The sequence below is a fragment of the Phenylobacterium sp. genome (assembly GCF_030697305.1).
Lineage (GTDB): Bacteria > Pseudomonadota > Alphaproteobacteria > Caulobacterales > Caulobacteraceae > Phenylobacterium.
Genome location: NZ_JAUYQL010000115.1, coordinates 38493 through 53796 on the forward strand (window position 1 = coordinate 38493; position 15304 = coordinate 53796).

A 15304-nucleotide genomic window follows, 5' to 3' on the forward strand; every position below is an offset into this window, starting at 1 on the left:
GGCGCGACACGCGATGGCGGTCTAAATGACCGCCATGTCCGACCGTCTCGTGATCGCCTCCGTTCAGGCCAATCCCACCGTGGGCGCCGTGGCGCGCAACGCGGCCCTGGCGCGTGAAAAGCTGGCTGAGGCGCGAGCCGCCGGCGCCGATATCGCCCTGTTCAGCGAACTCTTCCTGGTCGGCTATCCGCCGGAGGACCTGGCCCTGAAGCCGGCGCTTTGGCGCGCCTGCAAGCGTGCGCTTGAAGACCTCGCCCCGGACACCGCCGACGGCTGCGCCGCCCTGATCGGCCTGATCTGGCCGCCCGAGAAGGAGGGCGGGCGTCCGCGCAATGCGCTCGCCTATCTCGCCGAAGGCGTAATCAAGGGCGTGGCTTTCAAATGCGACCTGCCGAACTACGGCGTGTTCGACGAGAAGCGGGTGTTCGAACCGGGCCTCGGCCCCGAGGTGTTCGACCTCAAGGGGATCAAGCTGGGCGCGCCGATCTGCGAGGACATCTGGGCCGACAAGGTCTGCGCCGACCTCAAGGCGCATGGCGCGGAGATCCTGCTGGTGCCGAACGGATCGCCTTACCGCCGCACCGCAGACGACGAGCGGATGCGCGCCGCGCGCGCTCGCGTGGCCGAGACCGGCCTGCCGATGGTCTACGTCAATCAGGTCGGCGGCCAGGACGAGCTGGTGTTCGACGGGGGCTCGTTCGCGCTGTCCGCGGCGGGCGAGATCTGCATGCGCCTGCCGATGTTCGAGGAGGCGCTGGCGCTCAGCGTCTGGGAGCGCGGCGAAGGCGGCTGGGCTTGCGTCGAGGCGCCGATGGTCGACTGGCCGACCGGGCCGGGAGAGATCTACCGCGCCATGGTGCTGGGCCTGCGCGACTATGTGCGCAAGTCGGGCTTCCCGGGCGTGCTGCTGGGCCTGTCCGGCGGGGTGGACTCCGCGATCACCGCGGTGGTCGCCGCCGACGCCCTGGGTCCCGACGCCGTGCGCTGTTTCATGCTGCCGTCCAAGTACACCAGCACCGAAAGCCTGGAGGACGCCGCCGGCTGCGCCCAGGCGCTCGGCGTCCGTCTCGACCAGATCGACATCGAGCCTGCGGTCGCCGCCTTCGACGGCATGCTGCGCCCGCTCTACGAAGGCCGCGCGCCGGACATCACCGAAGAGAACCTGCAGGCCCGCAGCCGCGGCGTGGCGCTGATGGCGCTGTCCAACAAGCTCGGGCTGATGCTGCTGACCACCGGCAACAAGTCGGAGATGGCGGTGGGCTACGCCACCCTCTACGGCGACATGTGCGGCGGCTACAACGTGCTCAAGGACCTCTACAAGACCGACGTCTATGCGGTCTGCGAGTGGCGCAACGCCAACGACCCGTTCGGCGTCGCCGCCGATCCCATCCCGATCCGCATCCTCACCAAGCCGCCGTCGGCCGAGCTGCGCCCCGACCAGAAGGACCAGGACAGCCTGCCGCCCTACGAGGACCTGGACGATATCCTGTTCGGCCTGGTGGAGCAGGAGGCGACCCTGGACGAAATCGCCGCGCGCGGTCACGCGCCGGAGACGGTCGAGCGCATTCAGCGGCTGCTTTACGGGTCGGAATACAAGCGCCGCCAGGCCCCGCCCGGTGTGAAGATCGGCGGCAAGGCGTTCGGCCGCGACCGCCGCTATCCGCTGGTCAACGGCTTTCGCGACATGGTCTCGCGCTAGGTCAGGCGCAGGGCCGCGGGCGCGGTGTCGGTCTCGCCGGTGAACCCCGCACGCAAAGCCGGGACCACGCCCTCGACCGAGTCGACGGCCGTCCACGCATCCATGAACTCGACCGGCGTCAGCCTGTGGTCGACGGTGTGCTGGAAGAGTTGGAACAGCGGCGTCCAGAACCCCTGCGGGCTGTAGAACACCACCGGCTTGCGATGGATATCGAGCCGGCGCCACGACAACAGCTCGACCACTTCCTCCAGCGTGCCGATCCCGCCAGGCAACACCACGAAGGCGTCGGAGCGGTCGAACATGATCTGCTTTCGCTCGTGCATCGAGGTGACGACCAGGGTCTCCACCAGATCGAGAGCGCCTTCCCGCGCCGTGAGGAAGTCCGGGATCACGCCCAGCACCGCGCCGCCGGCCTCGTGGGCGGCCCGCGCGCAGGCGCCCATCAGGCCGACGCCGCCGCCGCCATAGACCAGCTTCAGCCCGGCCTGCGCCAGCTCGCGGCCCACGCCCGCAGCGTCGAGCAACAGCGCCGGGTCGGCGTCGTCAGACGAGCCGCAGAACACGCAGACCGATTCGAGGCGTTCGGGCGGGCGCCGCATCGGCGAGCGTCTCCTTTGGAGGGCGGGCGGCTTGTACATGACCGCCGAAAGCCCGATTAGCTATGGCCTGGATCAGGGAGTTGCAAGCTGACGACGTCGTTCGCCGCAGGGCTGTACGCCGGTCGCGCCGCCGTGGCGGCTGCGCTGCTGTCGCTGTGCGCCTGCGACGCGCCGAGCCGGCCGCCATCGGGGCCTGCGGCGAAGCCCGAGGCGGTTGGCGACTCCGGCTATCTCGCGCCACCGTCGATTCGCGGCGTGCGTCGCGAGTCGAGCCAGGTGGCGCTGCTAGGTCAGGCCGCGCCGGGCGCCAGCGTGCGCCTGGCTACTCCGGCCGGCGAGGCTCGTACCGCCCAGGCCGACGCGCGCGGCGCCTGGAGCCTGGTGCTGCCGAACGCCGGGGAGGCGAGGATCTTCGGCCTGTCGATGAACCTCGCGGGCCGCGTCGCCCAGGCCCAGGGCTATGTGCTGGTGACCCCGGCTGGCGAGGTGGCGCAGCTCCGCGCCGGAGCGGGGGCCGCGGTGCTGGCCGCGGGCCAAGCGACGCGCCTGACCGCCATCGACTTCGACCAGGGCGGCGGGGCGGTGGTCTCGGGCGTCGCCCAGCCGGACGCTCCGTTGGCGTTGGAGATCGACGGTCGACCATCCGCCACCGGACGGGCCGACGCATCTGGCCGCCTGACGCTGGCGCTCACCCAGCCGCTGCGCCAGGGTTCGCACAGCTTCGCGCTGACCGGCGACACCGGGGGGCGCACTGTCGAGGTCGGCGTGACGCCGGCCGCCCCGCTGGCCGGCCAGCCGTATCGCGCAATCAACACCCCCTACGGCTTGCGGGTGGACTGGATCACGCCCGGCGGCGGGGTTCAGTCGACCCTGCTGCTGAACTGAGGGGCGGGCGATGACATTCGCCAATATGCGCGCAGGCGGTCGGGCTGGACCGGTAGCGCCCGCTGGCGTCAAGTTCGACGGCTGGGCTTCGATGGCCGAGCTTTGGCGTCTGGTGCTGCGTTCCGGCGCTCCGAACCTGCGCTACAGGCTGGCGGCGGCGCTGGCTCTGGTGGTGGTCGGCAAAGCCGCGGGCGTCGCGGCGCCTGTGGCGATCGGCGCCGCAATCAATCGCCTCGCGCCTGCGACGACCACCGTCGGCGTGGCGACTGGCGTGGGGGCGAGCTTCGTGGCGCTGGCGGTGGTGTTCGCCCTCTTGCGGCTGGTGTCGGCTTGCGCGCCCTACGCCCGAGACGCGATCTTCACGCCCGTCGCCCAATCGACCATGGCCAAGGCGGCCACCGAGACCTTCGCGCACTCCCTGGTGCTGTCGCTGGACTTCCACCAGACCAAGCAGACGGGCACGCTCTCGCGGATCATCGACCGCGGCGCCCGCTCCACCGAATTCCTGATCCGCAGCGTGGTGTTTAACCTGGGTCCCACGGGCCTGGAACTGATCATGGCCATGGTCGTGATGACGGTGCGGCTCGACTGGCGTTTCGCGGTCGCCACGGCGGCGACCATCCTGATCTACGGCGCGGTGACCTTCCGCATCACCAACTGGCGCATCGCCCACCGACGCGAGTTGAACGAGGCCGACAGCCGCGCCGCCGGCCTCTCGGTCGATGCGCTGATCAACTACGAGACGGTCAAGACCTTCGGCTCCGAGGTGCGCACCGTCAGCGGCTACGAAGGCGCGATGCAGGACTATGTGCAGGCCGCCGTGCGCTCCAACGTGTCGCTGCAGCTGCTCAACGGCGTCCAGGCGGTGGTGCTGAACGGCGGGCTGGCGCTGCTGGCGGTGATGGCCGGCACGGAGGTGCTGGCCGGACGCATGAGCGTCGGCGATGTCACCACCGCGGTGCTGCTGCTGATCGGCGTCTACACGCCTCTGAACACGCTCGGCTCGAACTATCGCGAGATCCGGCAGGCGTTCATCGACATGGAGCAGATGGCGGTGCTGACCGGCGTGCAGCCAGATATCACCGACGCGCCGGCCGCGGTCGACCTGCCGCCGGCCACTGGGCGCGGCGCGGCGCTCGCGTTCGAGCATGTGGACTTCCGCCACGACGCGCGAGCCTCCGGTTTGCTGGACGTGAGCTTCGTCTCGGCCCCGGGCACGACGACGGCGCTGGTCGGCCCGTCCGGCGCCGGCAAGACCACCGTGGTGCGCCTGGCGCTGCGTCTGATCGATCCCCAGGGCGGGGCGGTGACGCTTGAGGGGCTCGATCTGCGCGATGTACGCCAGACCAGTCTGCGCGGCGCGATCGCCCTGGTTCCACAGGATGTCGCCCTGTTCAACGACACGCTCTACGCCAACATCGCCTTCGCGCGGCCAGCCGCCGGCCCTGACGAGGTGCGCGCCGCCGCCGACTCCGCCGAGCTTGGCGCTTTCGTGGACGGCTTGCCCGAAGGCATGGCCACTCGGGTGGGAGAGCGTGGCCTGAAACTCTCCGGCGGCGAACGCCAGCGGGTCGGCATCGCCCGCGCCCTGCTGGCCAACCCCCGCCTGTTGATCCTCGACGAGGCCACCAGCGCACTCGACGGACCGACCGAAGCTGCGATCCAGGACACCCTGCGCCGGGTGCGCGCCGGCCGCACGACCCTGGTTGTCGCCCACCGGCTGTCGACGATCGTCGACGCCGACCAGATCCTGGTGCTGCGGCGCGGCCGCATCGTCGAGCGCGGCACGCACGCCGAGTTGCTGGAGAACGCTGGAGAGTACGCCGCGCTGTGGCGGCGTCAGACCCGCGAGGCCTGAGGTGGTTACTCGGCCGCCGCGGGATAGTCGTGCCGCGCCTCGGGCTGATCCTGCGGCGTCGCCGGCCGGCCACTGAACCTGCGGCGCAGCGTGTCGAAGCGGTCGGCGACCACCTTGGGTGCGGCGAGCAGCACGGGGGTGACCACCAGGGTCAGCAGGGTCGCGAAGCTGAGGCCCCAGACCACGGCTCCGGAAAGCTGCACCCACCATTCGGAGCCAGGCGCCTTGTACTCGAGCGTGCCGAACCGGAAGTTCGGGTGGATCTGGAACATCAGCGGCAGCAGGCCCACCACAGTCACCACGGTGGTCAGCATCACCGGGCGGAACCGCTGCGTCGCGGCCCGCACCGAGGCGTCGTCCGCGGCGTAGCCGGCGCGCCTGAGCTGGTAGAAAGTGTCGACCAGCACGATGTTGTGCCCGACCACCACGCCGGCCAGAGCCACCACGCCGGTGCCCAGCATGATCACCGAGATGTAGTCGAAGGTGTGCCCCAGGTTCACCTGGACGCCCAGCAGCACGCCGACCGTGGACAGCGCCACCGCCGAGAGCGTCACCATCACGCCGTAGAAGCTGTTGAACTGCCACAGCAGGATCACGCCCATCATGAACAGCGAGACCAGCATGGCGATGCCGAAGAACTGCGCCGCCTTCTGGCCCTCTTCATCGGCGCCGCGGAATTTCCAGCGCACGCTGCGTTCGATGCCTGCCTTCTCCAGCCAGGGCTTGATGGTCTCGATCTTCTGATTGGCTGCGACGCCGTCGGCGGCGTTGGCCTGGATGATCACCACGCGCTGGCCGTTGCGGCGCTGGATATTGGTCACCTGCTGGGTCGGCGTGCGCTTGATGAAGTAGCTGGCCGGAACGGGGCCTGACGGCGTCGGGATCTTCAGTTCGTCCAGGGCGCCGATGCCGCGCGCGCCCATCGGGAAGCGCATCCGGATGTCCAGCTCGTCGTCGGCGTCGTCTGGCCGGAAGCGGCCGACAAGCACGCCGCCCGTGACGAACTGGATCGCCTGGCCGACACTGACCACGTCGACGCCGTAGCGGCCGGCCGCCTGGCGATCGACGCTGAGGTTCCACTCGATGCCTGGGGAGGTGCGATTGTCTTCCAGCTCGACCAGTTGCGGGTCGGCGGCGAGCTTGGCCTTCACGAGGTTGGCGGCCCGATCGAGGGCGGCGGCGTCCTGGCTGCGGAGCTCGACCTGGATGTCCTTGCCGGTCGGCGGCCCGTTCTGCGGCTCGCGCACCTCGACCTGAAGGCCGGGAAGGTTGGCGACGCGCTTGCGGATCTCGTCGGACAGAGCGCGGCCGCTCAGGCCCAACGCCTTGCGATCCTCGTAGGAGACAAAGTCGACCTGGATGCGGCCGATGGTGTCGTTGGGTGGGCCGTAACCGCCGCCGGCCGGGCTCATCGCGCCGGTGCGGACATAGGTCGACTTCACGCCGGACAGGCCCTGCAGGCGACGTTCCACCTGGCCCACCAGCACGTCGTCGGCCTCGGGCGACAGGTTGCCTCGCGCCTTGACGTAGATCGACACCGTCTCCGGGTCGGACTCCAGGAAGAACTCAGTGCGATGCGGTGTCATCGCGAACCACACGCCGATCAGCGCCACGCAAGCGATCGCCGCCGCCCCCACCATGAACGGGTGGCGGCCGAGCAACGCAATGGCGCGGGCGTAGCGGCCCATGAAGCCGGTCATCGTACGCGGGTCGCCGTGCTCGGACTTCTCGATCTCAATCAGGTGGCGCGCATCGACGCCGGTCGAGCGGCCGACCAGAGAGCCCAGCGCCGGGGTGAAAACCAGCGCGGCGAAGATCGAGGCCCCCAGCACGAAAAACAGCGTCAGGGGCAGGAAGCTCATGAACTTGCCCGGAATCGAGTTCCAGAACATGAACGGGATGAAGGCGCACAGCGTGGTCATGGTGCCGTTGACCACGGGCCAGAACATCCGCGTGCCGGCGGCGGCGAACGCCTCCGCGCGCGGCATCCCCTCGGCCATCTTGCGGTCGGCGTATTCGACCACGACGATCCCGCCGTCGACCAGGATGCCCACGGCCAGCACCATGCCGAACATCACCATCTGGTTCAGCGTGACGCCCAGCGCATGCAGCATCAGGAAGCCCAGCATGAAGCAGACGGGAATCGCCGCACCCACCATCAGGCCCTGGCGTACGCCCAGGCTGGCGACGACGATCAGCATGACCAGCAGGGTGGCGATCAGCAGGCCGGATTCCAGCACCGAGAGGCTGCGTCCGATGAACTCGCTTTCGTCGAAGGTGTAGTCGACGCGGATCGTTTCCGGCCAGCGCGCCTGCTCCTCGGTGACCACGGCGCGGATCGCCTCGACGGTCTTCAGGATGTTGGCGCCGGTGCGCTTGGTGACCTCGACGGTGTAGGCGGGGCGACCGTCGATGCGGGTGATCGTCGAGGGTTCCTTGAAAGTGCGGCGCACCTCGCCGATGTCGCCCACGGTGACGATCCGGTCGCCGTTGGTCTTCACCGGCAGCGACAGGATGTCCTCAGGCTTCTCGACGACGCCAGGCACCTTGACCGCGAACTGGCCGGCGCCCGAGCGCAGGTCGCCGGCAGGCACGAGTTGGTTGTTGCGGCCGATCACCTGGGCGAGTTCGCCGGTGGTGACGTTGTAGGTCTCCATGCGCAGTGGATCGATGGTGACTTCCAGCACCTCGTCGCGCGCGCCGCGGATGTCGGCCTCGAGGACGCCGGGCAGGCTGTCCAACCGGTCCTTCAGTTCGCGGGACAGCCGATAGAGCTCACGCTCAGGCGCGGCGCCCGACAGCACGATGCCGATCACCGGACTGTCGTTGGCGTTGGCTTCGGAGATGATCGGCTCTTCGGCGTCCGGCGGGAACTTGGCGCGGGCCAGGTCGACCTTGGCGCGGACGTCTTCGATGACCTTATCCTTGTCGAAGTTCGCCTCGAACTCGAGATTGACGATCGCAGTGCCCTGGCGGGCCACGGCGTTCATCTCCTTGACGCCCTCGATGGTCTGGAGTTGCACCTCCATCGGCTTGACCAGCAGACGCTCGGCGTCCTCGGGGCTCACGCCGGGATAAGGCACCACCACCGAGACGAACGGGAAGGGGATGTCTGGGTTGGACTCCTTGGGCATCGACACATAGGCGCCGACGCCAAACAGGAAGGCGACCAGGGTGACGCCCAGCACCACCTTGCGACGCGCGATGGCGCCCTGGATCAGGGCCGAGATCATGCCTGGCGATCCACGGGCATGATCAGTGGGCCGCCGCCAGGCGGACCTTCTGGCCCTCCGCCACATAGGATTGGCCGACCGTGATCACCCGAACCGCTCCTTGCAGACCGGACACCCAGACGCCCTGGGGTGTTTCTTCCAGCACGGTCACCGCGCCGAAGGCGACGCGCCCGTCCGCCTGAACGAAACGCACGCCCTGGCGACCGGCGGAATCCAGCACGAGCGAGGATAGCGGGATCAGATGGGCGGCGCCCATCCCGGCGTTGATCCTGACGTCCGCCGACAGGCCCGAGCGGGCCAGCAGGCTGGGATTGCGGGCGGTGATCTCGACGCGATAGGTGCGGGTCTGCGGGTCGGCGTCGCGCGCCACGTAGCGCACCGTGCCGTCCAACGTACCGCCGGAAACCAAAGCGGCGCGCGCGCCGGAGCCGACGCGGAGCTGCGAGGCCTGGGTCTCGGGCACATCGCCGACGATGAGTATGGGGTCGAGCTCGATCACCGTGCCGCAGGGCTGGCCGGGCGCGAGATAGCTGCCGATCTCGGCCTCGCGGCGGTCGAATACGCCGGCGAACGGAGCGCGGATGTTGACCTGCTCCAGCGCGATCTCCGCCTGCCGGGCGACAGCCTGGGCGGCATCGAGTTCGGCCTGGCTCTGCAGGACCTGGGTCTGGGAGCGGTAGCCCTTGCGGGCGAGTTCGGCAGAGGCCTGCTGCTGCAGGCGCTTGGACCTCAGCGCGGCGCGGGCCTGGTCGACGGCGGCCTGGCGCGCGTCGACAGCGAGCTGGCAGAGCAGCGCGCCCTTGCCGACCTGGGAGCCTTCGACGGCGGGCGTGCGGGCGACCACGCCGGCGGTCTCTGCGCGCACCGTCACATTGCGCGCGGCCTCCGTACGGCCCCGCAACAGGATCAGTTGTTCGCGCGCCGCGGGTTCGGCGAGTTGGACCTGGACTGTCGGTATGGCGTCGACGGGCCTCGCCGCCGCCTTGGCCTGGGCCTCGCCAGAGGGTTTGCCGGCGTGCAGCAACGACCCCACGATGAAGTAGAGCGCCACCGCCGCGGCGACCACCGCGACGAACAGGTAAGAGGATTTTACGCGCATCCGACTTTCCCGTGCGAACGACCCGCTTTCATGCGGCCGACCGCGCCCCGGCCGCCGCTTGCGGAGACCGATCTTTTGATGCCACCGTTACGTGAATCTGAAATGAAAATTCCCCCTCGGGCTGGCGCGCGGGCATAGTGCGCCGAAGGTCGTTAAGCATCCCGGAACAGCGGGGCGACGACGCCGTCCGACGAGATGGACTGCACAAGCGGGAGGCTGCCCATGAAGTATCTGCACACCATGGTGCGCGTGCGCGACCTGCCGGCCTCGCTCGACTTCTACTGCGCGAAGCTGGGCCTGGAGGAGGTGTCGCGCTCGGAAAACCCGAACGGCCGCTTCACCCTGGTGTTCCTCGCCGCCCCGAACGACGTCGAGGCCGCGCGGGCCGGCCGTGCGCCCCTGGTGGAGCTGACCTACAACTGGGATCCCGAAGACTACACGGGAGGCCGGAACTTCGGCCACCTGGCCTATGAGGTCGACGACATCTACGCCGCCTGCGCTCGGCTGCAGGCTGGCGGCGTTACGATCTCGCGCCCGCCGCGCGATGGTCGCATGGCGTTCGTCCGCTCGCCGGACGGCGTTTCAATCGAATTGCTCCAGGCCGGCGCGGCGTTAGCGCCAGCCGAGCCCTGGATGTCGGCCCCGAACGTCGGGGTCTGGTGAACACACGAAACAGGAAGTGATCATGAGCGTACAACCGAGCCTGCGTCTCAACGACGGGCGCGAAATGCCGCAACTGGGCCTCGGGGTCTGGCAAACCCCAGCCGACGAGACGGCGCAGGCCGTGAAGGCCGCCCTCGACACCGGTTACCGGTCGGTCGACACCGCTGCGATCTACCGCAACGAAAAGGGCGTCGGCGAGGGACTTCGCGCCGCCAGCGTGGCGCGCGCCGACGTGGCGGTCACCACCAAGCTGTGGAACGAACAACAGGGGTTCGACAGCGCGCTGAAGGCGTTCGACGACAGCCTGGGGCGGTTGGGCCTCGATTACGTCGACCTCTACCTGATCCACTGGCCGTGCCCGTCGCGCGAGCTGTACGTCGACAGCTGGCGCGCGCTGATCCGCCTGAAGGAGGAGGGCCGCGCCCGCTCCATCGGCGTGTCGAACTTCAAAGCCGAGCACCTGAAGCGGATCATCGACGAGACCGGGGTGACGCCGGCGATCAACCAGATCGAGCTGCATCCGCGCTGGCAGCAGCAGGCCATGCGCGACCTGGATGCCGCCCTGGGGATCATCACCGAGAGCTGGAGCCCGCTGGGTCAGGGCGTGTTGCTGGCAGATCCGGCCCTGGTCGCCATCGCCGCCAAGCACGGACGCACGCCTGCTCAGGTGGTGATCCGCTGGCACCTGGACCTAGGCCTGATGGTGATCCCCAAGAGCGTCACGCCGTCGCGCATCGTCGAGAACTTCCAGGTGTTCGACTTCAAGCTCGACGCCCAGGACATCGCCGCGATCAGCGCCCTGGACGACGCCAATGGCCGCATCGGCCCGGACCCTGCCGCGTTCGGCTGAGTAGGCTACGGCGCACGATCGACGCGGACGCGCTCGCGCTGTGGGGCTTCGGCGCGGCGCTACCGCGGGTCGGCGGGCCTTGAGCGGTCGTCGCGCCCGATGGTGCAGGCTGTCGCCAGCCTCATCCAATCGCGGGCAAGGCGTTCGTAGGTCAGGATCAGGTCATAGCTGAACGCGACATCGGCCATCTCCAGCGCTTCGTCGGCGCGCGCGCGATAGTCCTTGGCGGTCATCACCCGTTGAACTCCTATGGTCATGAGATTTCGGGACGGCGCGCGCGTCAGGACTCTACACCGCCTTCTGCATGCGCGGGCCGGTCGCCCAGGGGCTTGGTCGCTGAAGGCATGGCGTTCTGCGTCGCCTGCAATGTCGCCTGCACCGACGAGCCCATCGCCTCCGAGATGCCTCGCAGCGCGGTCATGTAACCTTCGAACCATTTGCGGCTGTAGTCGGCCTGCACTTGGAACGCCTCGATGGGGGTCTTGGCCGAAGCGATCGCGTGGGCCGCGGCGCTCGCGTCCTGCGCCACCTGTTGGCAGTAAGACAGCGTCTGCGCGCGCACGGCTTCCGCCCCACGCTGCGCGGTCTGGACGCTGACGGCCATGGCCTCGAGGCTGTGGCGGGTGGCGACATTCAGCTCCTGCATCGCCGATTGCGATCGCTGAAGCACGTCCTTCAACACCTCCGGGCCACCGCCGAGCGGGGACTGTCCTAGGGGATCGCTCATCTGTTCCTCGCTGGCTGTACGCGTCACGATTGGAAGCGGGATGGGTCGGGCGCGGTTCCGCCACCAAGAAGAATACCGCTGGGGTGTGTAGCCTCGGACACTGACCGGCCAGCAACGGGTTGATCGACACGCGCGCCTGGGGAACCGATGATCGGTCGCCGAGTCGGGGTCGAATCGCATGCTGAATTGGATCTACGAGGTGGCCGGCCACGCCTGGGGGCCGCTTCGCCTGTTCGACTCGTTCTTCTTTCTTGCGGCCACGGGCTTCGCGGTGTCCGCGCTCGCCACCTGGGTCGCACTGCCGAAGCTCTGGGCCCGTTTGCCCATGGACCGGGGACGCGCCTTCGCGGTCGACGCCGACAAGAGCGTCGGCAAGCCGATAAGCGCCGGCCTGATCTTCGTAACCATCTTCTGCATCGCTGCTGCGCTGTTCGTTCCGCTGACGGCGCGACCGCTGCTGACGCTGCCCTTCATCCTCGCGGCCATGGTCGTCGGTTACCTGGACGATCGCCGCGGCGGGTTCACCGAGTATCAGTTGGCGGTCATGGATCTGGTCATCGCGCTTGGCGCGGCGATGGTGGTCTACGGCCTGAAGCCGACCGCAATCTGGCTGCCGGGTTGGAGGGATGCGGTCGTGCTTGCACCCTGGCTCGCCACACTTATCGCGACCGGCGTGATCTGGTTGGCGATCAACGCCACCAATTGCTCCGACGGGGTCGACGGGGTGTCGGGAAGCCTGAGCGCAACCGCCATGATGCTGCTCGGAGGCCTGCTGTACGCGGTCCTCGGCAATGAGCAGGTCGTCCGTCACCTGCACATCCCGTTCGTCCGTGAAGGCGCCAATTGGGCGATCATGGCGTTCCTGATGGTCGGCTGCCTCGCGGGCTACCTCTGGTACAACGCACCGCCCAGCCAAGTGCTGATGGGCGACGCAGGCTCCCGGCCGATCGGGTTGATGATCGGCATGCTGGTGGTCGCCACAAACAATCCGCTGTTCCTGGCGTTGGTGGCCTCGATGCTGCTGCTGAATGGCGCTACGGGCCTGGTGAAGGTCGCGCTGATGCGCTTCCTGGGCCTGAAAGTGCTGGGCGGCGTCAGATTCCCGCTCCACGACCATTGCCGCAAGGAACTGGGCTGGTCGAACAGTCAGGTGCTCGTGCGCTTCATGCTCGTGCATCTCGGGGTGTCCGCGCTGCTGGTGATCCTGGCGCTGAAGCTGCGCTGAAGGAGGCGTCGATGGGCGTGGTTCTGGGGGTGTTGCTCGCGAGCGTCTTCGCTGTGCTCTCGTTGACGCACGTCTATTGGGCGATGGGCGGTCAGCACGGAAAGGCCGCAGCCGTTCCACAGGTGGATGGGGTGGCGACATTCCGGCCATCGCGGGCTGGCACGTTGCTGGTGGCGGTCGCGCTGATGGGCGCCGCGGCATTGCTCGGGGCGTTGGCGGGCGTCCTGCCGACGCCGGTTCCGCACTGGATACTGGCGTTCGCCGCCATCGGACTGGCGCTGGTGCTGTTGGCGCGCGCCATCGGCGACTTCAAGCTCGTCGGCTTCTTCAAACGGCCGAACGGCAGCCGCTTCGCGCGGCTCGACACATTATTCTATTCGCCGCTTTGCCTGGTGCTAGGGATCGGTGTCGCCAGCCTGATGTGGATCGAGCGCAGTTCGCTCTGATCGGCTCGACCTCTGCGACGGGCTGCAAAAACACCGCCTAATCGGGCGCTGCTGGCTCCTCGGGCAGGACTCGAACCTGCGACAAGTCGGTTAACAGCCGACTGCTCTACCAACTGAGCTACCGAGGAACAGCACCGTAGCGGGCCGGCCGTATACGCTGGCCATTCCATGGAAGCAAGCGCCGGGCCAACCCTACTGTCTCAAAAAAAAGCCCGACGCGTGCGCCGGGCTTAAAAAGTCGGTGATGGTGGGTGTCTTCAAGGAAGACGCTGTGAGACTCGGCTCTCATGGTTAAGGAATTGTAAATGACGCCAACCGCTTCGCAGTCCTTCCTATGAGCACCGCCTACGTCGCCGCCATCGACCAGGGGACCACCTCGTCGCGTTGCATCGTCTTCGACAAGGCGGGCGCCATCGTCGCCATGGCGCAGAAGGAACACCGCCAGATCTTCCCGAGGCCCGGTTGGGTGGAGCACGACGCGGTGCAGATCTGGGACAATGTGCAGCAGGTGGTGCGCGAGGCGCTGGAGGCGGCGGGCATCGCCGCGGCGGATCTGGCCGCGGTGGGCATCACCAACCAGCGCGAGACTACAGTCATCTGGGAGCGCGATACCGGCAAGCCGATCCACAACGCCATCGTCTGGCAGGACACCCGCACCGACCGATTGGTCCGTGAGATCGGCGGGGAGGCGGGCCCCGACAGGTTCCGCGACATCTGCGGCCTCCCGCTGGCGACCTACTTCTCGGGCCCGAAGATCCGCTGGCTGCTGGACAATGTGGCGGGCGCCCAGGCCCGCGCCGAGGCGGGCGAGCTGATGTTCGGCACCATGGACACCTGGCTGATCTGGAACCTCACCGGGCGGCACGTCACCGATGTGACCAACGCCAGCCGCACCATGCTGATGAACCTGCGGACGCTGGATTGGGACGAGGCCCTACTGGACGGCCTGGGCGTGCCACGCAGCCTGTTGCCCGAGATCCGCGCCTCGTCCGAGGTCTATGGCGAGGCCCGCGATGGCCTGGCCGGGGTGCCGGTGGCGGCCGCCCTGGGCGACCAGCAAGCGGCGCTGTTCGGCCAGACCTGCTTCGCGGCGGGAGAGGGCAAGTGCACCTACGGCACCGGCAACTTCCTGCTGGTGAACACCGGCACCGAGCCGGTGTTCTCCAGCCACGGCCTGCTGACCACGGCGGCCTACCGGATCGGCGACCAGCCGGCGGCCTATGCGCTTGAGGGTTCGGTGGCGGTGACCGGCGCGCTGGTCCAATGGGTGCGCGACAATCTCGGCCTGATCGAGAGTTCCGCCGACATCGAGGCGCTGGCCGCCAGTGTCGCGGACAACGGCGGGTGCTATTTCGTCCCGGCCTTCGCGGGGCTGTTCGCGCCGCACTGGCGCAGCGACGCGCGTGGCGTGATCACCGGCCTGACCGGCTACATCACGAAGGCGCACATCGCCCGCGCGGTGCTGGAAGCGGCGGCGTGGCAGACCCGAGAGGTCGCCGACGCCATGGCTTCGGACACCGGGACACCGCTGGCGTCCCTGCGGGTCGACGGGGGCATGACCCGCAACGCCCTGCTGATGCAGATCCAGGCCGACGCCCTGGGCGCGCCGGTGATCCGCGCCGCGGTCGCCGAGACCACCTGTCTTGGGGCCGCCTATGCTGCGGGTCTGGCGGTCGGCGTCTGGCCGGACCTGGAGACCCTTCGCGCCCAGTGGCGGCATGACGCGGAGTGGGCGCCGCAAGCGTCGGCGGAGGTCCGCGAGCGCGGCTATCGCAAATGGCGCAAGGCGGTGGACCGCTCTCTTGACTGGGTCGACGCCGACGACGCGCAAGGTTAGTCAGCGGGAGGATTGTTAGCCCAGTCGAATCGGAGCCGTTGTGCGCATCCATTTCACCGGGGTCGCCGGGGCGGGCATGAGCGCGGCTGCGCTGATGATGCGCGACGCCGGCCATCAGGTTTCCGGGTCGGACGAGGACGTCTTCCCGCCGATGTCGACCTATGTCGCCGGCCTGGGCTTTCC

General features: G+C 68.6%; 14 protein-coding genes and 1 tRNA gene. 9 read left to right on the forward strand and 6 right to left on the reverse strand.

What is annotated here, in order from left to right; translation table 11 throughout:
- Positions 1 to 34: 34 nt before the first annotated feature.
- Entirely contained in the window at positions 35 to 1699 is a 1665-nt protein-coding gene (locus tag Q8R27_RS12395; protein WP_305699312.1) for an NAD+ synthase, read from the forward strand.
- Here Q8R27_RS12395 and Q8R27_RS12400 read toward each other — a convergent pair.
- A complete protein-coding gene (locus tag Q8R27_RS12400; protein ID WP_305699313.1) occupies positions 1696 to 2298 on the reverse strand; it encodes a TIGR00730 family Rossman fold protein in 603 nt (200 codons plus the stop codon). The genes Q8R27_RS12395 and Q8R27_RS12400 overlap by 4 nt on opposite strands.
- A 132-nt stretch (positions 2299 to 2430) precedes the next feature.
- On the opposite strand from Q8R27_RS12400, the gene Q8R27_RS12405 reads away from it, so the two are divergent.
- Both Q8R27_RS12405 and Q8R27_RS12410 read left to right on the forward strand, forming a co-directional pair.
- A complete protein-coding gene (locus Q8R27_RS12405; RefSeq protein ID WP_305699314.1) occupies positions 2431 to 3183 on the forward strand; it encodes a hypothetical protein in 753 nt (250 codons plus the stop codon).
- Between the two features lie 10 nt (positions 3184 to 3193).
- Positions 3194 to 5041 (forward strand): ABC transporter ATP-binding protein/permease, encoded by a 1848-nt coding sequence (locus Q8R27_RS12410; protein ID WP_371134695.1) that lies wholly within the window; start codon positions 3194 to 3196, stop codon positions 5039 to 5041.
- 5 nt (positions 5042 to 5046) lie between these two features.
- Here Q8R27_RS12410 and Q8R27_RS12415 read toward each other — a convergent pair whose 3' ends face one another.
- Positions 5047 to 8274 (reverse strand): efflux RND transporter permease subunit, encoded by a 3228-nt coding sequence (locus Q8R27_RS12415; RefSeq protein ID WP_305699315.1) that lies wholly within the window; start codon positions 8272 to 8274, stop codon positions 5047 to 5049.
- Between the two features lie 22 nt (positions 8275 to 8296).
- Positions 8297 to 9373, reverse strand: coding sequence for an efflux RND transporter periplasmic adaptor subunit (locus tag Q8R27_RS12420; protein WP_305699316.1), 1077 nt, complete (start codon positions 9371 to 9373; stop codon positions 8297 to 8299).
- 222 nt (positions 9374 to 9595) lie between these two features.
- Between Q8R27_RS12420 and Q8R27_RS12425 the strand changes: the two genes are divergently transcribed.
- Positions 9596 to 10036, forward strand: a complete 441-nt coding sequence (locus tag Q8R27_RS12425) for a VOC family protein (RefSeq protein ID WP_305699317.1) — start codon at positions 9596 to 9598, stop codon at positions 10034 to 10036.
- Between the two features lie 22 nt (positions 10037 to 10058).
- The gene (locus tag Q8R27_RS12430) at positions 10059 to 10886 is read left to right on the forward strand and encodes an aldo/keto reductase (protein ID WP_305699318.1); all 828 of its coding nucleotides are present in this window, start codon (positions 10059 to 10061) and stop codon (positions 10884 to 10886) included.
- A gap of 59 nt (positions 10887 to 10945) precedes the next feature.
- Here the strand turns inward: Q8R27_RS12430 and Q8R27_RS12435 are convergent, their stop codons facing one another.
- Both Q8R27_RS12435 and Q8R27_RS12440 read right to left on the reverse strand, forming a co-directional pair.
- The gene (locus Q8R27_RS12435; protein WP_305699319.1) at positions 10946 to 11119 is read right to left on the reverse strand and encodes a hypothetical protein; all 174 of its coding nucleotides are present in this window, start codon (positions 11117 to 11119) and stop codon (positions 10946 to 10948) included.
- Between the two features lie 47 nt (positions 11120 to 11166).
- Entirely contained in the window at positions 11167 to 11613 is a 447-nt protein-coding gene (locus Q8R27_RS12440) for a phasin family protein (protein ID WP_305699320.1), read from the reverse strand.
- Positions 11614 to 11791: 178 nt separating this feature from the next.
- Between Q8R27_RS12440 and Q8R27_RS12445 the strand changes: the two genes are divergently transcribed.
- Together Q8R27_RS12445 and Q8R27_RS12450 are read left to right on the forward strand one after the other, a co-directional pair.
- A complete protein-coding gene (locus Q8R27_RS12445; RefSeq protein ID WP_305699321.1) occupies positions 11792 to 12838 on the forward strand; it encodes a hypothetical protein in 1047 nt (348 codons plus the stop codon).
- A gap of 11 nt (positions 12839 to 12849) precedes the next feature.
- The gene (locus tag Q8R27_RS12450; protein ID WP_305699322.1) at positions 12850 to 13284 is read left to right on the forward strand and encodes a DUF3995 domain-containing protein; all 435 of its coding nucleotides are present in this window, start codon (positions 12850 to 12852) and stop codon (positions 13282 to 13284) included.
- 52 nt (positions 13285 to 13336) lie between these two features.
- Here Q8R27_RS12450 and Q8R27_RS12455 read toward each other — a convergent pair.
- Positions 13337 to 13412 (reverse strand) — tRNA-Asn (locus tag Q8R27_RS12455).
- 206 nt (positions 13413 to 13618) lie between these two features.
- Between Q8R27_RS12455 and glpK the strand changes: the two genes are divergently transcribed.
- Complete coding sequence (gene glpK / locus Q8R27_RS12460) at positions 13619 to 15121, forward strand: glycerol kinase GlpK (protein WP_305699323.1); 1503 nt, start codon at positions 13619 to 13621, stop codon at positions 15119 to 15121.
- A 40-nt stretch (positions 15122 to 15161) separates the two neighbouring features.
- On the forward strand, positions 15162 to 15304 hold a 143-nt coding region (locus tag Q8R27_RS14505), incomplete at its 3' end, for a Mur ligase domain-containing protein (RefSeq protein ID WP_371134697.1).

Bases quoted from the DNA above. Each gene is read 5' to 3' on its own strand.
- Q8R27_RS12410 (WP_371134695.1), top strand. From the start codon at position 3,194: ATGACATTCGCCAATATGCGCGCAGGCGGTCGGGCTGGACCGGTAGCG.
- Q8R27_RS12430 (WP_305699318.1), top strand. From the start codon at position 10,059: ATGAGCGTACAACCGAGCCTGCGTCTCAACGACGGGCGCGAAATGCCG.
- Q8R27_RS12440 (WP_305699320.1), bottom strand. From the start codon at position 11,613: ATGAGCGATCCCCTAGGACAGTCCCCGCTCGGCGGTGGCCCGGAGGTG.
- Q8R27_RS12395 (WP_305699312.1), top strand. From the start codon at position 35: ATGTCCGACCGTCTCGTGATCGCCTCCGTTCAGGCCAATCCCACCGTG.
- Q8R27_RS12400 (WP_305699313.1), bottom strand. From the start codon at position 2,298: ATGCGGCGCCCGCCCGAACGCCTCGAATCGGTCTGCGTGTTCTGCGGC.
- Q8R27_RS12435 (WP_305699319.1), bottom strand. From the start codon at position 11,119: ATGACCGCCAAGGACTATCGCGCGCGCGCCGACGAAGCGCTGGAGATG.
- Q8R27_RS12450 (WP_305699322.1), top strand. From the start codon at position 12,850: ATGGGCGTGGTTCTGGGGGTGTTGCTCGCGAGCGTCTTCGCTGTGCTC.
- Q8R27_RS12425 (WP_305699317.1), top strand. From the start codon at position 9,596: ATGAAGTATCTGCACACCATGGTGCGCGTGCGCGACCTGCCGGCCTCG.
- Q8R27_RS12445 (WP_305699321.1), top strand. From the start codon at position 11,792: ATGCTGAATTGGATCTACGAGGTGGCCGGCCACGCCTGGGGGCCGCTT.
- Q8R27_RS12420 (WP_305699316.1), bottom strand. From the start codon at position 9,373: ATGCGCGTAAAATCCTCTTACCTGTTCGTCGCGGTGGTCGCCGCGGCG.
- Q8R27_RS12415 (WP_305699315.1), bottom strand. From the start codon at position 8,274: ATGATCTCGGCCCTGATCCAGGGCGCCATCGCGCGTCGCAAGGTGGTG.
- glpK (WP_305699323.1), top strand. From the start codon at position 13,619: ATGAGCACCGCCTACGTCGCCGCCATCGACCAGGGGACCACCTCGTCG.